18 protein-coding genes are annotated in these 17,598 nt (G+C 33.7%); 13 read left to right on the top strand and 5 right to left on the bottom strand.

The window, feature by feature from the left end; translation table 11 throughout:
- Positions 1 to 235 precede the first annotated feature (235 nt).
- The 4 genes from AB8U03_RS15080 to AB8U03_RS15065 form a co-directional block, all read right to left on the bottom strand.
- On the bottom strand, positions 236 to 1,876 hold the full coding sequence (locus tag AB8U03_RS15080; RefSeq protein WP_369705391.1) for an NAD-dependent malic enzyme: 1,641 nt from the start codon (positions 1,874 to 1,876) through the stop codon (positions 236 to 238).
- Positions 1,877 to 1,911: 35 nt separating this feature from the next.
- Positions 1,912 to 3,165 (bottom strand): nickel-dependent lactate racemase family protein, encoded by a 1,254-nt coding sequence (locus AB8U03_RS15075; protein ID WP_369705390.1) that lies wholly within the window; start codon positions 3,163 to 3,165, stop codon positions 1,912 to 1,914.
- A 23-nt stretch (positions 3,166 to 3,188) separates the two neighbouring features.
- On the bottom strand, positions 3,189 to 4,634 hold the full coding sequence (locus AB8U03_RS15070; RefSeq protein WP_369705389.1) for an anion permease: 1,446 nt from the start codon (positions 4,632 to 4,634) through the stop codon (positions 3,189 to 3,191).
- A 280-nt stretch (positions 4,635 to 4,914) separates the two neighbouring features.
- The gene (locus AB8U03_RS15065) at positions 4,915 to 5,652 is read right to left on the bottom strand and encodes a hypothetical protein (protein ID WP_369705388.1); all 738 of its coding nucleotides are present in this window, start codon (positions 5,650 to 5,652) and stop codon (positions 4,915 to 4,917) included.
- A 179-nt stretch (positions 5,653 to 5,831) separates the two neighbouring features.
- Between AB8U03_RS15065 and AB8U03_RS15060 the strand changes: the two genes are divergently transcribed.
- Positions 5,832 to 6,359: a cysteine hydrolase family protein gene (locus AB8U03_RS15060; RefSeq protein ID WP_369705387.1), complete on the top strand. Its 528-nt coding sequence runs from the start codon at positions 5,832 to 5,834 to the stop codon at positions 6,357 to 6,359.
- A gap of 5 nt (positions 6,360 to 6,364) precedes the next feature.
- Here AB8U03_RS15060 and AB8U03_RS15055 read toward each other — a convergent pair whose 3' ends face one another.
- On the bottom strand, positions 6,365 to 6,919 hold the full coding sequence (locus AB8U03_RS15055; protein WP_369705386.1) for a CGNR zinc finger domain-containing protein: 555 nt from the start codon (positions 6,917 to 6,919) through the stop codon (positions 6,365 to 6,367).
- A 128-nt stretch (positions 6,920 to 7,047) separates the two neighbouring features.
- Here AB8U03_RS15055 and AB8U03_RS15050 point away from each other — a divergent pair, with 128 nt between their 5' ends.
- From AB8U03_RS15050 to AB8U03_RS14995, 12 genes are all read left to right on the top strand, one after another.
- Positions 7,048 to 7,998 carry a 4Fe-4S double cluster binding domain-containing protein gene (locus AB8U03_RS15050; RefSeq protein ID WP_369705385.1) on the top strand — a complete coding sequence of 317 codons (951 nt, stop codon included), beginning with the start codon at positions 7,048 to 7,050 and terminating at the stop codon, positions 7,996 to 7,998.
- Positions 7,999 to 8,104: 106 nt separating this feature from the next.
- Positions 8,105 to 8,428 (top strand): FlxA-like family protein, encoded by a 324-nt coding sequence (locus AB8U03_RS15045; RefSeq protein WP_369705384.1) that lies wholly within the window; start codon positions 8,105 to 8,107, stop codon positions 8,426 to 8,428.
- 295 nt (positions 8,429 to 8,723) lie between these two features.
- Entirely contained in the window at positions 8,724 to 9,500 is a 777-nt protein-coding gene (locus AB8U03_RS15040) for a hypothetical protein (RefSeq protein ID WP_369705383.1), read from the top strand.
- A gap of 152 nt (positions 9,501 to 9,652) precedes the next feature.
- Entirely contained in the window at positions 9,653 to 10,552 is a 900-nt protein-coding gene (locus AB8U03_RS15035) for an SDR family oxidoreductase (RefSeq protein WP_369705382.1), read from the top strand.
- Between the two features lie 242 nt (positions 10,553 to 10,794).
- Positions 10,795 to 11,715: an aspartate carbamoyltransferase gene (gene pyrB / locus AB8U03_RS15030; protein ID WP_369705381.1), complete on the top strand. Its 921-nt coding sequence runs from the start codon at positions 10,795 to 10,797 to the stop codon at positions 11,713 to 11,715.
- A gap of 12 nt (positions 11,716 to 11,727) precedes the next feature.
- Positions 11,728 to 12,159, top strand: coding sequence for an aspartate carbamoyltransferase regulatory subunit (locus AB8U03_RS15025; protein WP_369705380.1), 432 nt, complete (start codon positions 11,728 to 11,730; stop codon positions 12,157 to 12,159).
- A 36-nt stretch (positions 12,160 to 12,195) separates the two neighbouring features.
- Positions 12,196 to 13,383: a dihydroorotase gene (locus tag AB8U03_RS15020; RefSeq protein ID WP_369705379.1), complete on the top strand. Its 1,188-nt coding sequence runs from the start codon at positions 12,196 to 12,198 to the stop codon at positions 13,381 to 13,383.
- 25 nt (positions 13,384 to 13,408) lie between these two features.
- Positions 13,409 to 14,269, top strand: a complete 861-nt coding sequence (gene pyrF, locus AB8U03_RS15015; RefSeq protein WP_369705378.1) for an orotidine-5'-phosphate decarboxylase — start codon at positions 13,409 to 13,411, stop codon at positions 14,267 to 14,269.
- A gap of 28 nt (positions 14,270 to 14,297) precedes the next feature.
- On the top strand, positions 14,298 to 15,071 hold the full coding sequence (locus AB8U03_RS15010) for a dihydroorotate dehydrogenase electron transfer subunit (protein ID WP_369705377.1): 774 nt from the start codon (positions 14,298 to 14,300) through the stop codon (positions 15,069 to 15,071).
- 36 nt (positions 15,072 to 15,107) lie between these two features.
- Complete coding sequence (locus tag AB8U03_RS15005) at positions 15,108 to 15,998, top strand: dihydroorotate dehydrogenase (protein WP_369705376.1); 891 nt, start codon at positions 15,108 to 15,110, stop codon at positions 15,996 to 15,998.
- A gap of 10 nt (positions 15,999 to 16,008) precedes the next feature.
- On the top strand, positions 16,009 to 16,581 hold the full coding sequence (gene pyrE, locus AB8U03_RS15000) for an orotate phosphoribosyltransferase (protein WP_369705375.1): 573 nt from the start codon (positions 16,009 to 16,011) through the stop codon (positions 16,579 to 16,581).
- Between the two features lie 209 nt (positions 16,582 to 16,790).
- The gene (locus AB8U03_RS14995; RefSeq protein WP_369705374.1) at positions 16,791 to 17,588 is read left to right on the top strand and encodes a hypothetical protein; all 798 of its coding nucleotides are present in this window, start codon (positions 16,791 to 16,793) and stop codon (positions 17,586 to 17,588) included.
- Positions 17,589 to 17,598 lie beyond the last annotated feature (10 nt).

The raw sequence follows: 17,598 nt of genomic DNA, 5'->3' as shown, positions 1-17,598 counted from the left end.
TTAAAATAATAAATATATATCCCTTTTTCATTTTTATAATCCCTCTCTAAAATATATTTATGTTAATGTTTTGCTTAAATTTTAATACCAATATAGTTTACTATGCTGATTTGGGATTTCTTGCTAGTAACTCTTAAAATATAAAAATTGAATCCGTACTACATATAAATAATATGTAGTACGGGTATTCCATTTAAACTTTTTATTTCTATATTGTCTGTATCATGTAAATATATTAAATATTATCTCTGTAGCAAGGTTCCCAGATTTCATTTTCTACCGCTTTTCTAGCATCGGATATAGGTACCCTGTTTAAGCCTTCTTTTATGGCTTCTTCTACTACAGCAGTTGCCACTAGTTTTGAAGCTTCTCTTAATTTAGCTACAGGTGGAAGTATAGGAGCTCCTGGTTTCGAAAGATCCTGCAGGGATGCAATACCATGTGCTGCAGCAGATAACATTCCATCAGTTACTATTCTTGATTTTGCAACTATTATTCCAAGGCCCAATCCAGGATAGAGAAGTGCATTATTAGCCTGACCTATGGTATAAGTTACTCCTTTGTAATTTACAGGATCTGATGGACTTCCTGTAACTACAAGTGCCCTGCCATCGCTCCATTTTATCATATCCTGTGCCGTTGCTTCACAGAGTTTTGTAGGATTGGAAATAGGCATGATAGCTGGCCTTTCATTTACTTCAGCCATGGATTTTATTACTTCTTCTGTAAATGCGCCATGTACACCGGATGTTCCAATAAGCACGGAAGGTTTAACTTTCCTTATTATTTCAGCAAGATCCTTTAATGGTTTTTTAAATTCTCCCTTTGGTCTGGCGTACTTTTTTTGGCCTTCAGTAAGATCATCTATATCTTCTGTCAATAATCCCTGACGATCTACAAGATAGAACTGTTTTTTAGCTTCTTCCTGTGATAGCCCATTTCTTACCTTCTCAAGAAATATTTGGTCAGTTACACCTATTCCAGCAGTACCAGCTCCAAATACCATTACCCTGTGATTTTTTACAGGTGTGTTGGTAGCCCTGGCTACGGCATTTATAGCGGAATTCATCATTACCCCGGTACCTTGAATATCATCGTTGAAGGTGCAGATTTTATCTCTGTATTTTTCCAGAATGGTTCTTGCATTTCCACGGCCAAAATCCTCCCAGTGAAGAAGTACTTCCGGGAACAGTTCAAGGCTTATCTCTACAAATCGATCTATAAAATCATAATATTTTTTGCCAGTAACCCTTTTGTGCCTATTTCCAAGATAAGAGGGATCATTCAAAAGTGCTTCATTGTTGGTTCCTGCATCTATTACCACAGGCAGGACATTTTTAGGATTTACACCTGCAGCCACAGTATAAACTGCTAATTTTCCAACTGAAATATCAACTCCTTGAACTCCCCAGTCTCCTATTCCAAGAACTCCTTCTCCATCTGTTACAACTATAAGTTTGATTTCATCTAAATCCTTTAGGGATAATTCAATGGATTTTTTTATATTTTCAGGATGGTCCACTGACAAGAAAACTGCATCTTTGGGAGTGTCGTAGTTCCTAGAGTAGTTTATAACTGCATCTCCTATAGTGGGTGTGTAGATTACTGGCAAAAACTCGGTGATATGCTTTCCGACCAGGTAATAAAATAAGGTTCGATTTGTATCATATATATTCATAAGATAAAGATGTTTTTCAAGATTACTGTCAAAATCCTTGGATCTATCATAAGATAGTTTTTCCTGCTCATCTATGGTTCTTACTGTATCAGGCAAAAAACCTGTCAAATCATATTTTTCTCTTTCTGCTTTTGTAAAAGCAGTTCCCTTGTTTAAAAATGGATTTCTCAATAAATCCTGTCCTTTTAAAGTACTCATCTATAAACACTCCTTTTTAATAATTGATCTTTATTTTAATCTTCAACATAAGGTAAAACCGAATTTGCATATGGGATAACCAATACTTGTGCATTATCTCCATATTTTTTTAATGCAGCGTCCAATCCTTCCTGAGCAGATTTAACAGGGTGCATAAAAATGCCTTTTACAATTTCATCACTCATTGCTGAAACAAGATACACTTTAATTCTTTCAAGAACTGTACAAATGACAGCTGCCTTATGGGCACCCAATCTAAAGTCTTCTTGTATCCACTTTACAGGCTCATGGGTATTTTTCGCTTTCATCATCCAATCCTCAAATAGTTTTTCACCAAATCCTTCCTTGCATTCTGCAAGAAGGACTATACTGCCTCCATCTTTTACGGCATAACTGGCATTTTCCAAACCTTTCTGGGATTGGTATAAATTTATATCCTTTGGATAACCGCCGCAGGATGCAACTACAATATCCACTTTTTTATCCAACCTCATTTTGTACATTTCATCTATATATTTAGTGCCTTCTCTATGAGCTCTTATGGGGTGTCCAGCTACTACCTTTATAATCTCTTTATGGCTATTCAATACAGCATTTACCATAAAGTTTACTCCCACAATAGTACCTGCCTCGTCAATATCTTCTCTCATGGGATTCCCTTCACATTTTCCAGGCATTGTTCCTGGTCTTATCATCATTATATGATTTGTTTCAATGGTTCTTTTACTGCAAACACCTGGCAGAACAGCTTTATTGCCGCCGCTATAACCAGCCTTATAATGGAATTCCATATTGCCTGTGGCTATAATGAAATCTGCCTCAGCTACAGGTTTAAATACATCTACAGGAGTTCCTCTGGAAGTTGTTCCAATATGAACACAGTCATCTATATTGTGATTAATACATCTTATTTTATCATATATGTATCGACCAACTAATTTTTTCATCTCTTCTTCAGTTTGCTTCCTATGATATCCAAGTCCAAAAACTATAGTTATGTCATCATAATTTATTCCCGATTCAGTGAGCTCTTCTATTATTGGTGGAAGTAAAATATAAGACGGTGCAGGACGCGTTATATCACTTACAAGTATCACTATATTGTGTTTACCTTTAGCCAGTTCACCTAAGGCTTTTGATTCTATGGGATTTTTTAAAGCCCGTCTTACTTCTCCTTCAGGATCTGACACTGAAGGTAGATTCTTTGCATTTAAAACACCTAAAAGATTTTTACTGGGTATATTTATTGTATCATATGAGTTTTTATATTTAAGTTTAATTTGTTCCATTAATTTCACCCCTTTATCTATTTTTAGTACACACCAATTATATTACACCAAACAGGTCCTATGCCAAGCCAAATAATTACATAGACTATGCCAAGTATAAAATTTAAACTCCACCATTTATTCTGGCTGACATACCCTGAGCCAAATAAAAGCGGAGCAGGTCCATTGCTATAATGTGTAGTTGATGCAAATAGATTTCCAAAGAATCCTAAAGTTAAAGCTGCCAACATAGGTGGTATTCCACCAGCTATTGCTACTGCAAGAAATGCCGAGTACATGGCACTTACGTGAGCTGTGGCACTTGCAAATATATAATGACTGTAAAAATAAGCCAAGATTAAAACCACAAGAATAATTTGCCAGCTGAATCCTTTTACACTTCCGGCGATTAATTTACTAAACCAAGGAATGAATCCCAATTCATTTAATTCATTTGCCATCATTACCAGAACTGAAAACCATACTAAAGTATCCCATGCTCCCTTTTCACTTTTTATATCATTCCAATCAAGTACTTTGAACAGTAAAAGCAGGGACAATCCTATAAAGGCGGTTAAAGTTGCATCTATTTTGGTTATAGTTCCAGTAACCCATAATAACAGCGTCATAACAAAGATGAGAGACATATACTTTTCATTTTTCGTAAGAGGTCCCATTTTTTTCAGCTGTTCTTTGGCTATTTCAGGTGCATTAGGCGTTGTTTTTATTTCAGGCGGATATATCTTGTATATTATAAGAGGAACTAATATAAAAGATATAACACCTGGTAAAAGTGCTGCTAAGAACCAGCCAAACCATGTTATGTGGACATTTAAGCTTCCTGCAAGGGTCTGGGCCAGTGGATTTGCAGCCATAGCAGTGAGAAACATTGCTGAAGTTATTATATCACCATGAAACTCAGAAAATATAAGAAAGGATCCTATTTTTCTTTCTGTGCCATCTTCCGGTCTTGAACCAAAAGATTCCGAAAGAGATTTAACTATAGGATAGACTATGCCCCCAGCTCTTGCTGTATTGCTTGGTGTTGCCGGAGCTATGACAAGATCGCAGCATAAAATTGAATAACACAATCCCAGTGTTTTTTTACCAAACAATTTTACAAATTGATAAGCTATTCTTGAACCCAGTCCCGTTTTTATAAATCCTCTTGAAATAAAGAAAGCCATAACTATAAGCCATATACTACTTTGACTAAATCCAGAAAGGGCTACCTTGATAGTTGTAGTGTTGGTAACAGCCGTCATAGTTAAACCCATCATAGATACAGCACCAATAGGGAGCGGCTTTAGTATACATCCAATTATAGTAGCAACAAAAATAGCAAACATATGCCATGCTTTAGCTTTAACACCTGCAGGAGTTGGTATAAACCAAATTACCACTCCCACAGCAACAGCTATGAGAAGCTTTACATACATACTTTTAGAATTAGAAAAAGATGTTTTCCCTTTTAAAGAATTTACTTCCATAACAAATTTTATCCTCCTTCTACAATTTATTTTAAAATTTACTTATATTATATATTCAAAAGGTTTACATGTTAAATATTGTTTGTTTATTTACTTATAAGTAATGGTTATAAGTTCTTAATATTTTAATTACTGTTATTGCTATGAATACTACATTTTATGACAATTATTATTAAAGAGGATTTTAGATAAAAAATATGTAGGCTGTTGCAAATTTATTTTGCAACAGCCTACATATAAGTTACATATTTATTATACTATTTTCTCATAAGTTTTCAAGTCAGGCTAAATTCACATTCACATTGAGCTCCATTTGAGACTGGTGACTTTCTATTTTCATAATAGATTTTTTTACTTCATAGTTATCATTTATAGACATTTTGATCTGGAATCTAAAATCCTTTGATTCATGAAATTGTTTCATGAAATCATGAAATTTATCATGTGTGTCTCCAAAGTTGCAATTTTCATGTAAATTATGATGTTGATGATGAATTGGGTTATTATGAATACAGTTACTATCTTCTTTAGCATGGTTATTTATAATTTCAAGTAATAGTTTCTTCACATCTTCAGAGACTTTATCTGAAATTAAGGAAAGAGTATACCCATTTTCCTGATCTTTTTCAATTTCCATGTCATTTAACATTCCAAATAACAATTTAATTTTATTTAGTTTGTTTTCGTGATTTAATTCATGAATATGAAATTCATTGTGTTCGTGAATGTGAAATCCGTTGTGAATATGTGACATAAATGAATGATGAAGCTTTTTTTCATCTTGGGAAAAACCTTCTAATTCAGTGCAAAAGTTTCGCCTTAATTTTTTACCATCAAATAGAATTTCCTGATTGAAACTGGATTTGAGTTTTTCTTTAGTATTTTCCTTCTCAAAGTTGTTATTTACTTCAAATACTTTATTGCCTCCCTTTATTCCAGACATATTAAAGCTGCCTTTAATATCTTCTTTTTGTTTGACTGAACCTATTAAATCATAGATAAATTTAATTTTATTCATGTATACCCTCCTAAATTTTATTTATAATGTGATTCTAGTGGTTGAGGTTAAAAATACGTTAAAGATATTTTAAAAATTTTATAAAGAATTTTAAAATTTTAGAATTAGGATTTTTTTATAGGATATTATATAATTATTTATAAAAGAAAGATTATATGAGTATAAGGGAGTGATTTTCAGTGAAGAGAATATTGGTGGTTGTGGATTATCAAAATGACTTTGTAAACGGTAGCTTGGGGTTTGACAAGGCAGTTGCACTGGAAAGTGGAATTGAACAAAAAATTAAGCAGTATAAGGAAAATGGCCATGAAGTGGTATTCACCTTTGACACCCATAAGGATAATTATCTGCATACGCAGGAAGGAAAAAATCTACCTGTTCCACACTGTATAAGAAATACAGAAGGATGGAATTTATACGGAAGGGTTGCTGATCTATGTGATGAGAGCACCAGATGCTTTGAAAAAGCAACATTTGGCTCACTAAGGCTGGCAGAGTACCTTGCACAAAATGGATATGATAGTGTTGAGCTGATTGGCGTTGTGTCCAATATCTGTGTTATATCCAATGCTGTTTTAGCAAAAGCTGCATTGCCGGAAGCTGAGATTATAGTGGACGCCTCTTGTACTGCCAGCAATGATGATAGTTTGAATCAGAAGACCTTGGATATCATGGAAGGAATGCAGATAAAAGTAATAAACAGATAAAAAATTTACAAGTTTTTGCTGTTCTTTATTGTCTGCTTTTTTCTGAATCTGCGCACTTTCATAAGAGTTGCACAGGTATTGTCACACCACTTCCGTGTATGGCTTCTGCTCTCGTCATAAAAAATCCATTTACATTCAGGATTTTTACAAAGCTTGATTCGTTCTATGTCATAATCTGTTATGATTTCAATAAAAGATGAAATTATTTCAAAGATGAGCTGATTTGAGTTAAATTTATCAGGAACAGTACTCAAATAATAGCTTTTATCTTCTTTTTTTAAAACCGTATAAAAGGAAAAGCATGTAAGGTATCTGTTTATTTTATCAATATCTTTTTCATAGATTGTGTTTTTCGTACATAAATCATTTATAATATGATTTAAAAAATTTCTAAGCTCTAGTAACTTATCAATTAATTTGCTATCAGAAACATCAACAATAGAAACATTCCATTTTTTACAAAAATTTTCCATCAAATTTTTATCCTTTAATGGATCTTTAAAGAATTTATGTGTTTTATACCATTGGCTATTAATAAAATCAATGCATAAAAAATCCAATTTTCGTAACCTCCAATCATAGTATTGACCGTTACTTAATTCAATGCTATGATTAATTATATCAATGTAACTGTATTATGTCAAAATGACAGTTACATAATAAATATATTAAGGAGAATATTGGACATATGGGAAGAGTAACAGATAACTTTATAAAGCATATTGAGTCATATGGTTTTAAAGCACGGATTGTTTCTATTGAACATATTAAAGAAATACAATCAGATATGGAAAATACAAGAAGAATTCATAGAGATATTGATAATTACATAGGAAAATATATAGACAAGTTTAATTATGGGATCTGGGAAAATTCTCTAAAAGCAAAGTCAATTATAATTATAGCGATTCCACAGCCAATAGTCAGAATACATTTTACATTTGGAATGAAAAGGTGTGCTGCTATCATGCCTCCAATGTATTTGTTAAATACAAGCAATGAACTTGAGAAAAAGCAGAAGAAAATAATTGAAGTGACCTCCATTATTGAAAAAATACTTTCTAATGAAAATTTTAAGGCAATAAAAACTAATCTTCCATGCAAGCTTTTGGCAGCAAGAAGTGGTCTAGGTGTATATGGCAGAAATAATATATGCTATATAGATAATGAAAGCAGTTTCTATTGGATTGGCGTATACATGTCAGATATGCCTTGTAAAGATGATTCCTGGCAGAAAAATAGTATTATGAATGCATGCAGAAATTGTAGCTTGTGCTTGAAAAATTGCCCCAGGGGCGCAATAGCAGATGACAGGTTTATAATACATGCAAATAAATGCATCACCTTGTATAATGAATGTGAAGGAGATTTTCCCAAATGGATGGATTCAAATTGTCATAATTCAATAATAGGTTGTATGAAATGTCAAATGATTTGTCCCGTAAATAAAAATTATATTAGAAATATAGAAGATCTTGCTGAATTCGATAATGATGAAACGAAAATGATATTGGTAAAAACTCCGTTAAGTGAATTACCTGAAACAACTTATAAAAAATTAAAGTCAATTAATTTTATAGAGGATTATAACTTACTTGCCCGTAATTTAAAAGCTTTAATAAGTAGTAGATTGTTATAGAATCAATGTTATATATAAAATAAATTTGGAAATCTTATAATTTTAAGGAAATATTAAGAAAGCTGTTTTAAAATCATTGTGTATAATTTTAAAAGGAGGCTTTAAAATGGGAATTTCATCAATTTCTTCCATACCAAATGCGGGTATATCAATAAACAGTGGTGATGATACAAGTCAGCTTGAAAAACAAATAGCAACTATTCAGCAGCAAATACAACAGGAAAATTCAAGTAAGGATGATGAACAGACAAAAAAAGCTAAAATACAACAATTACAGGCTAGATTGGAACAGATTCAAGCTCAAATTCAACAAAGTCAATCACAAAAAATAGAGCAGACTTCTGGCAGTCAGGTTAAAGATTCGAAAAATAGCTCTGAGGATAAAGCTAATTCAAAGAATTCAGACAACATAATTGATATATTTGCTTAGATAGAAAATTCAATTCTTTTCATTTACATGCAATAAATTATATGCTATATTTGTTAGTAAAATAGCTTATACCTTATACTAACATTCTATTTGAAATAAATAAAAAAGTAAGAACAATCAACTCTGTAATGATTATATTGACAGAGAAATTTGTTCAGATTTGCTCCAAGATATGGTTGCGACAAATGTAATGTAAACGTACCTTGTGAATATAAAATTCCAACAATCTAGAGGGTATTTATAAATATACGGTTTCTGTTTTTTAAAATTAATATAAATGGAAAGAAGGATGAAGATGTCAAGTTATGAATTAAAGACAAAACAATTTCTAATTACAGTCCCTGCCGGCAAGAGATTGATTGCCAAGGCAGTGATTTCTCTTAAACAAATACAAAAAGCATTGAAAAGCAATATTATTGTTATTGCCGGAGGAACTACAAATGGTTATATTGCCGAGGAATTATTATCATTAATCGGACAAAAGGGAGATTTCTCCAAAGAATTCTTTTTCCGTGGAGTTAACCTGGGGACAGGTAAAAAAATAAATACCCAAGGTGAATTTTATTTTAATATGGATATAGTTATTGAAAAGGGAAAATGGATTAGGGGAAAGACCATATTTGATGTGGTACAAGATCTTGGGCTTGGAGATATTATACTTAAAGGTGCTAATGCCATTGATGCTGAAAGAAAATTGGCTGGTATCCAGATTGCAAACCCAACTTTTGGGACAAGCGGACCTATTCTGCAAACCGTTATGGGAAGACGTACAGAACTTATAATTCCTGTTGGATTGGAAAAACGAGTTTTCGGAAATATAGGGGAAATTGCAGCAAAGGTGAATTCTCCATCTACTACTGGATTGAGACTGCTTCCTATAAGCGGCAACATAATAACGGAACTTGAAGCCATTGAAATTCTTACGGGAGCTTCCGGGGAACTTGTTGCTGCAGGAGGCGTTTACGGTGCAGAAGGTAGTTATTGGATTGCGGTTACCGGGACAGATGCACAACTTTTAACTGCATCTGATATAATACGTTCTGTTGCCAAGGAACCACCTTTCCCAAACTAATAATACTTATTAATTGAAGAGCCATGAAGTGAAATTTTATACTTCATGGCTCTTTACAGTATATCTAAATAGATTTGATGAAAAACATTTCATTCAATATATGCAGTATACAATCATATACTATAAAAGATAATTTTTTAGGAGGAATACCTTTGTTTTTTTCTTATCCCTATTATGGCTATAAAACACAGTGCCAAAAGGTTCCAATAGCATTTCCACCTCAGCATCAATCTGTGCAGCCTGGACTTGAATATATTATGGAACCGAGACCAATATTTGATAACCCCGATTATACTGGAGGTTGCAAATTGAAAGATAAAGTTGCACTGATTACAGGCGGTGACAGCGGTATTGGAAGAGCTGTATCTCTGGCTTTTGCCAAAGAAGGTGCAGATATTGTTGTTGTATATCTAAATGAACACGAGGATGCAAGAGAAACTAGAGATCTGGTGGAGGAGCAGGGAAGAAGATGTATTTTAATTCCCGGGGATTTGAGAAAAGAATCCTTTTGTAAAAAAATAATTGAGGATACCATTTCTGCTTTTGGACATCTGGATGTGTTGGTGAATAATGCAGGTGTGCAATTTCCTCAGAGCAGGCTTGAAGATATTAGTTCCGAACAATTTGAAGATACTTTTCGTGTAAATATTTTTGCAATGTTTTATGTTACAAAAGCTGCCATCAGGTATCTCAAAGCTGGAAGTACAATTATAAATACAACTTCAATTAATGCCTACAGGGGGAATAAGATCCTCATGGATTATTCAGCAACAAAGGGGGCCATTGTAAGCTTTACCAGATCACTGGCCCTTTCACTTGTATCAAAGCATATAAGGGTTAATGGCGTAGCTCCGGGACCTATCTGGACTCCACTTCAACCTGCAAGTTATCCAGCAGAATATATTACAACCTTTGGAACGGATACTCCTATGAGAAGAGCAGGACAGCCTGTGGAACTTGCACCTACTTATGTTTATCTGGCATCTGATGATTCCACCTATGTCACAGGACAAATTCTTCATGTAAATGGGGGAAGCTTTATAAGTTCCTAAGGTGATATAATTACAAGTCCACAAATAACAAATTAAACTGTTGACTTTAAATTAAAGTTATGATATTCTAGACTACAGTAAAATTAAATACTAAAAGCCCTTTAAAACTAGTTCTGAGAAGCTGGGAAGGCCTGGTAGAAATTTAAATGTTATTATAGTATAAAATAGTGCCTTTCAAATGTGAAGGCACTTTTTTGAACCTTTAAATTTTAGTACAGAGATACTGAGAAGGAGGAATAGAAATGTTAAAAGGAAGACACTTGATTGACATAATGGATTTTTCAATAGAGGAACTGGATGAAATATTTAAATTGTCCAATCAGATAATTTCAAAAGAAGAACAATTTTCTCATTTGTGTGAAGGTAAGTTACTGGCTACTTTGTTTTATGAGCCCAGTACCAGAACCAGATTGAGTTTTGAATCTGCCATGATGAGGTTAGGCGGAAAAGTCATAGGATTTTCGGATGCGGGTTCAAGTTCTGTTTCTAAGGGTGAAAGTATAGCAGATACCATAAGGGTAATTGGCTGCTATGCAGATATAGCTGCCATGAGGCATCCAAAAGAAGGAGCACCTAAAATTGCATCCATGTATTCCAACATACCTGTTATAAATGCAGGAGATGGAGGACACCAGCACCCTACTCAAACTCTTGCGGATCTTTTAACCATTAAATCTATAAAAGGAACAATGTCTAATCTAAGGATAGGATGTTGTGGAGATTTAAAGTTTGGAAGAACAGTGCATTCACTTATTAAAGCCATGTCTAGATATGAAAACAACAGTTTTACATTAATATCTCCCAAAGAATTAAAAATCCCAGATTATGTAAAAAAAGAATTGGATAATAAAAAAATTGAGTACAGCGAAACCAGTAATTTGGAAAGTACTATAGGATCTCTGGATATACTTTATATGACCAGAGTTCAGAAGGAAAGGTTTTTTAATGAAGAAGATTATATAAGATTAAAAGACAGCTATATATTGGATAAGGAAAAGATATCCAGGGCAAAAGACGATATGATAGTTTTACATCCGCTGCCCCGGGTAAATGAGATTTCATATGAAATTGACAGTGATCCTAGAGCTTGTTATTTTAAACAGGCCAAATACGGTATGTATGTCAGAATGGCACTTATAGTGAAATTACTTGGAATTCAATAAGGAGGAGAAATAATGCTTACTATAAATAGTATAAAAAATGGAATTGTAATTGATCATATAAAAGCTGGATATGGAATGAAAATATATAAGTATCTGGAACTGGATAAAGCTGATTATTCTGTAGCTCTTATAATGAATGCAGAAAGCAGCAAGCTGGGGAAAAAGGATATAATTAAAATAGAAAATAATCTGGAAATGGATTTTGCTGTATTGGGATTTATAGATCCCAATATAACAATTGACATTATAAAAGATGAAAAAATATATAAGAAGATAAAATTAAAATTACCAAATAGAATAGAAAATATAATAGAGTGTAAAAATCCAAGGTGTGTAACTTCTGTAGAAAAAAATATACCTCATATTTTTAACCTGGTAGATGAAAAAACAGGAGAATACAGGTGTGAATACTGTGATCAGATATATGAAAATTTATCTCTGTAAATAAGAGAGGGCTGAAATTTTGAAAGGATGATATAAATGGAGCTTCTCGTAAAACATGCCAGGATAGTGGACTGTTCTCAAGATTTTCTGGGAGATGTTTATATAAATAATGGAATTATAAGCAGAGTTGGAGAAAGCCTAGAGGAAGATTGTGAAACCATAGATGCCAAAGGGCTTTCACTTATGCCATCTTTGGTGGATTTACATGTACATTTTAGAGAACCGGGATTTACAGATAAAGAGGATATAAGAACCGGCTGCAGGGCTGCAGTTAGAGGCGGATATACCATGGTAAATCTTATGGCAAACACAAATCCTCCCTGCAGCAATATGAAGATTGTAGATTATGTATTAAAAAAGGTTCGGGAAGTTGGACTAATAGACGCACATCAATGTGTATCCATAACTAATAATTTTAATGGAGAGGATATAAGCCATTTAGATAAGCTTGATGAAAATGTAAAAATAATATCTGAAGATGGAAAAGATGTTATGGATGGTAAAATAATGTTGGAAGCCATGATGAAGGCTAAAAAATCAGGAAAAATAGTAATGTGCCATTCAGAGGAACATTCACTTTCAAATATAGATATGAGGCTGGCGGAGAATATAATGACCTGGAGGAACATAGCATTTTCAGAATTCACGGGGTGCCCTGTACACATAGCTCATGTAAGTACTAAAGAGGCTATGGAATATATAATAAGGGCAAAAAACAAGGGAGTAAATGTAACCTGTGAAGTTACTCCACATCATATAATACTTTCAGGAGACAATTACAGGGTAAACCCACCAATTAGGGATAAAGAGGATGTAAGTTATCTCATAGACAGCATAAAAAAAGGATGGGTGGATGCTATAAGTACGGATCATGCTCCGCATACTAAAGAAGACAAGGATAAGGGTGCAGCAGGCATATCGGGCATAGAGACAGCCTTTAGCCTGTGTTATACAAAACTTGTAAAGGGTGGATATATAACTTTAAATAAACTTTCTGAATTAATGTCTAAAAATCCTTCTGAAATATTGAAGATAAAAAAAGGTCGTATAACTCCCGGATATGACGGTGATTTGATTTTAGCAGATTTAAATGGGGATTATATAATACAGGGACGTGAATTTGAATCCAAAGGTCAAAACACTCCTTTTGAAGGACATAAGGTATTTGGAAGGGTGCTTAGGACCATAAAAGCCGGAAAAATTGTGTTTCAGCAGAAAATCTGATACTTTTGGTTGGAGGAGGTTATTTATGATTATAGATAAATTGTATTCCCAAGTGGCTGAAAAGGGAAATGTGTGTGTGGGTTTGGATACGGCTTTGGAATACATACCTAAAAGTGTATTAGACTCACATCAAAATGCAGAAGATGCCATATTTGAATTTAACAGGAACATAATAGACAGTACCTGTGATATAGCTGCCTGTTACAAAGTACAAATTGCATATTATGAGGCACTTGGTATTGAAGGAATTAGGGCTTATAGTAAAACTTTACAATATATAAAAAGTAAAAATTCCATAGCTATTGCGGACATTAAAAGAGGAGATATAGCAAAGACAGCAGAAATGTATGCCAAGGCTCATTTTCAGGGGGATTTTGAAAGTGATTTCATAACACTTAATCCATATATGGGTTTTGATACAATAGAGCCATATTTACCTTATGTGACAAATGAAAATAAAGGATTATTTATACTTATACGGACTTCAAACAGGGGAGCAAAAGATATACAGTATGTAGATACAGCAGAAAATAAAAAATTATATGATATAGTGGGTGAAAAAATAAACGAACTTGGCAAAATGTATCTTGGAAACTGCGGCTACAGCGCTCTTGGGGGAGTAATAGGCTGTACCCATCAGGAAGAGGGGGCTCAGCTGAGGAGTAATTTAAATACCACATTTTTTTTGATACCTGGATATGGAGCTCAAGGTGGAACAGCAGGGGATATTTCAATTTATCTTAAAGATGGAAATGGCGGTGTGGTTAATTCTTCAAGAGGTATATTACTTGCCTATAAAACCAGAGGAAATGGTGAAAAAAACTATGGGGAATGTGCAAGAGAAGAGTGTATTAAAATAAGAAATAATATATGGAAATTCAGATAATAATTTTTAGAAATGGGGAAGAAATGTAGTGGAGAGTAAGTTAAACTACGTGGTTAAGGAAGTATATGAAAATAAAAAAGTAACTGATAATATATACAAACTTGAAATAAGGGGCAATTTTAAGGGAATACCGGGGCAATTTTATATGCTTAGATGCTGGGATTCGGATCCTGTATTGGCCAGACCTGTAAGTATACATGATTTGGAGGAAGACAAGATAACTTTTTTATATCAGGTGGTGGGAAGAGGAACTGAAAAGCTGTACAATTTAAGAAGAGGAGATAAAATTAAACTTTTAGGTCCTCTGGGAAATGGATTCAGCAGGGGAAACCTGAAGGGGAAAACTGCTATAATAACCGGCGGAATAGGTATTGCTCCTATGTTTTATCTTGCAAGGGATATAAAAGATCAGAGTTTAAATGCCAAAGGAAGTATAGAAGAGTATAAGGTAGATTTGTATGCAGGATTTAAGGATGATGTATATTCCATAAAAAAGTTTCAGCCTTTTGTGGATAATATATATATATCAACGGAAAATGGAAGCCGTGGAATAAAAGGTTATGTTACAGATGAATTCAAACCTGAAATTTATGATATGGTATTGTGCTGTGGACCTGAGGCCATGATACAAAAGGTGGTAGAAAAATGTATGAAAGAGAAAGTAAAAGTATATGTATCTATGGAAAAACATATGGCATGTGGAATTGGAGCTTGTCTGGTATGTACCTGCAATACCACTTCTGGAAATAAAAGAGTATGCAAAGATGGTCCGGTTTTTTCGGGTGAAGAAATAGTATGGTAAATTTAAAAGTCATTATTTGGAGAGGAGTTCATTGAGTTGTTGAATATATGTGGTGTAAACTTGAAGAATCCTGTAATTGCTGCATCGGGAACCTTTGGATTTGGAGAAGAATACAATGAGATTTATGATGTATCCAAATTGGGGGCAATATGTTCCAAGGGAATTACTTTGAATAAAAGAGAAGGAAACAAGGGCATGAGAATTTTTGAAACTACAGGAGGCATATTGAACAGTGTGGGACTTCAGAATCCAGGCATAGAACATTTTATAAATATTGAACTTCCAAAAATGAAAAGATACAATACAGTCATTATAGCCAATTTGGGGGGGAGTACTTTAGAAGAATATGTTGAGGCTGCACAAAAATTAAGTGATTCGGATGTGGATATTGTAGAGCTTAACATATCTTGTCCCAATGTAAAGAGCGGAGGCATGGCTTTTGGGATAAAATCCGAAATAGCTTATAAAGTAGTGAAAGCTGTTAGAGCGGCATGCAAGAAGCCACTTATGGTGAAGTTGTCTCCAAATGCAGAAGATATTGTGGATATGGCCTATAGGTGCTGTGAAGCCGGAGCAGACAGTATATCCCTTGTAAATACATTTAAAGCTATGGCAGTGGATATAAAAAATAAAAGAGCGGTATTTGACAATGTGACTGCAGGACTTTCTGGTGGCGCAATAAAGCCAATAGCTCTCAGGATGGTATATGAGGTTTCAAAAATTGTAAAGGTTCCTGTAATTGGAATAGGGGGAATATGCAGCTGGGAGGATGCCTTAGAGTTTATTATGGCAGGAGCAAGTGCAATTCAGGTTGGAACCGCAAATTTTATTAAGCCGGATATATGTTTGGATATAATAGATAACATAGAAAAATATATGGCAGATGAAAATATAAAGGATCTAGAAGAAATAAGAGGAATAATTTAGGAGGGAAATTATGGATGATTTAGTTATAGATATCTTAAAACAGGCAGGAGCACTTTTAGAAGGGCATTTTTTACTTTCTTCAGGTAAGCACAGCAATAAATATTGCCAGTGTGCCAAGCTTTTGCAATACCCGGATAAAGCTGAAAAGGTATTAGCGGTGATTGCGGATAAATTAAAAGATGTAAATTTTGATAAAATAGTGGGCCCTGCAATGGGAGGGGTAATAGTTTCCTATGAACTTGCAAGACAGACTGGAAAGCCTGGAATATTTGCAGAAAGGCAAGATGGAAATATGACCTTAAGAAGAGGTTTTGAGATAAATCCAGGGGAGAAGATCATAATTTCAGAAGATGTAGTGACTACAGGAAAATCCTCATTAGAAGTTGCCAAAGTAATAGAAAATCTGGGAGGAGAAGTTGTAGGTATATGTTGTATAGTGGATAGAAAATCAAAAGATATTAGGATACCATATCCTGTGTATAGTGCAGTAAAATTAAATATAAGTACTTATAATGCGGAAGATTGTCCTATGTGTAGAAATGGGATGGATTATATAAAACCTGGAAGCAGGGTGTTCAAATAAGTTCGAAGATGATGTATTCATTGAAATATATTTGGGAAGGTTCACAAAAAATTAGTACTATTTCTTAGAATTTTGAGTTATAATAAGTAACGAGTATTCATGTTATTAATATAAAGAATTAAGATAGTTTTATAACTATATATGATTTATATTTATAAATAATTATTTGAATTTATAATTTTAATACTGAGTATAGGAGGAGTTTTTGAGTGGGTAAGCCAAGTATTTTTAGCAAAGAGTATGGAAAGAAAATGCGACGACGCAAGAGAAATATAGTTATACTTGTGATAGCGTGTTTATTGGTAATAGTTCTAGCTGTAATTTACATAAGGGGAGCATTTAAAGATGTGATAAATGGAACAAATAAAATAAAAAGCAATATTTCTGCTGAAAATAAACAAGTAAAGGGTAATAATCAGAGTACAAAAGCATCTTCAATAGATAGTAAAACCCAATCAACAGACAAGAGTGTAAAAAAAGAAGATAACTATAAAATACAATTAAGTGATGGTAAGAATGTAAATTTAATATATGAGGGTAAAGGAAATGATAAGAAATTTAAAAGTGTTACTCCTGGAGATGGAAGCGTAGCTTATGATATAAGCCCATCTGCTAAAAATGTAGTATTATTCGATAATAAATCTCAAAGTATATTGTTAGTGGACATAAATGGAAATAAGCAGGATATGACAAATCAACAATATGTATCTACTACTGGTACGGTAATAACCAAAGATGCTCAGATAGCCAGCAATCCAAATTATATATGGTGCTCTTCACCAAAATTTTTGGATGATAATAATATTGCATATATAAGTCAACTGCCTTGGATTGGCAAGACTGCAAAATATGTCTGGATAGAGAGTTTACAAGATAAAAATCATGTTATGGTTCAGAACATACAAGGAGAAAATATAAAATTTCAGGGATTGACTGATAAAGGGCTTACGGTAGTTGAAGATGGCACAACTGTTTATGTAAATGCATCGGGTTCTGTTACCCAGTAGAAGGTTTATG

The sequence above is a fragment of the Clostridium moutaii genome, from assembly GCF_041205085.1.
GTDB lineage: Bacteria > Bacillota > Clostridia > Clostridiales > Clostridiaceae > Clostridium_B > Clostridium_B moutaii.
The sequence above is the reverse complement of the archived record's forward strand: the minus strand, read 5'-3'. Positions and strand labels throughout refer to the sequence as shown.

What these genes read in the sequence shown, in the direction of transcription:
- AB8U03_RS15070 (WP_369705389.1), bottom strand. Translation starts at nt 4,634, where the DNA reads ATGGAAGTAAATTCTTTAAAAGGGAAAACATCTTTTTCTAATTCTAAA.
- AB8U03_RS15045 (WP_369705384.1), top strand. Translation starts at nt 8,105, where the DNA reads ATGGGAATTTCATCAATTTCTTCCATACCAAATGCGGGTATATCAATA.
- AB8U03_RS15080 (WP_369705391.1), bottom strand. Translation starts at nt 1,876, where the DNA reads ATGAGTACTTTAAAAGGACAGGATTTATTGAGAAATCCATTTTTAAAC.
- AB8U03_RS15050 (WP_369705385.1), top strand. Translation starts at nt 7,048, where the DNA reads ATGGGAAGAGTAACAGATAACTTTATAAAGCATATTGAGTCATATGGT.
- AB8U03_RS15025 (WP_369705380.1), top strand. Translation starts at nt 11,728, where the DNA reads ATGCTTACTATAAATAGTATAAAAAATGGAATTGTAATTGATCATATA.
- pyrE (WP_369705375.1), top strand. Translation starts at nt 16,009, where the DNA reads ATGGATGATTTAGTTATAGATATCTTAAAACAGGCAGGAGCACTTTTA.
- AB8U03_RS15075 (WP_369705390.1), bottom strand. Translation starts at nt 3,165, where the DNA reads ATGGAACAAATTAAACTTAAATATAAAAACTCATATGATACAATAAAT.
- AB8U03_RS15040 (WP_369705383.1), top strand. Translation starts at nt 8,724, where the DNA reads ATGTCAAGTTATGAATTAAAGACAAAACAATTTCTAATTACAGTCCCT.
- pyrB (WP_369705381.1), top strand. Translation starts at nt 10,795, where the DNA reads ATGTTAAAAGGAAGACACTTGATTGACATAATGGATTTTTCAATAGAG.
- AB8U03_RS15020 (WP_369705379.1), top strand. Translation starts at nt 12,196, where the DNA reads ATGGAGCTTCTCGTAAAACATGCCAGGATAGTGGACTGTTCTCAAGAT.
- AB8U03_RS15065 (WP_369705388.1), bottom strand. Translation starts at nt 5,652, where the DNA reads ATGAATAAAATTAAATTTATCTATGATTTAATAGGTTCAGTCAAACAA.
- pyrF (WP_369705378.1), top strand. Translation starts at nt 13,409, where the DNA reads ATGATTATAGATAAATTGTATTCCCAAGTGGCTGAAAAGGGAAATGTG.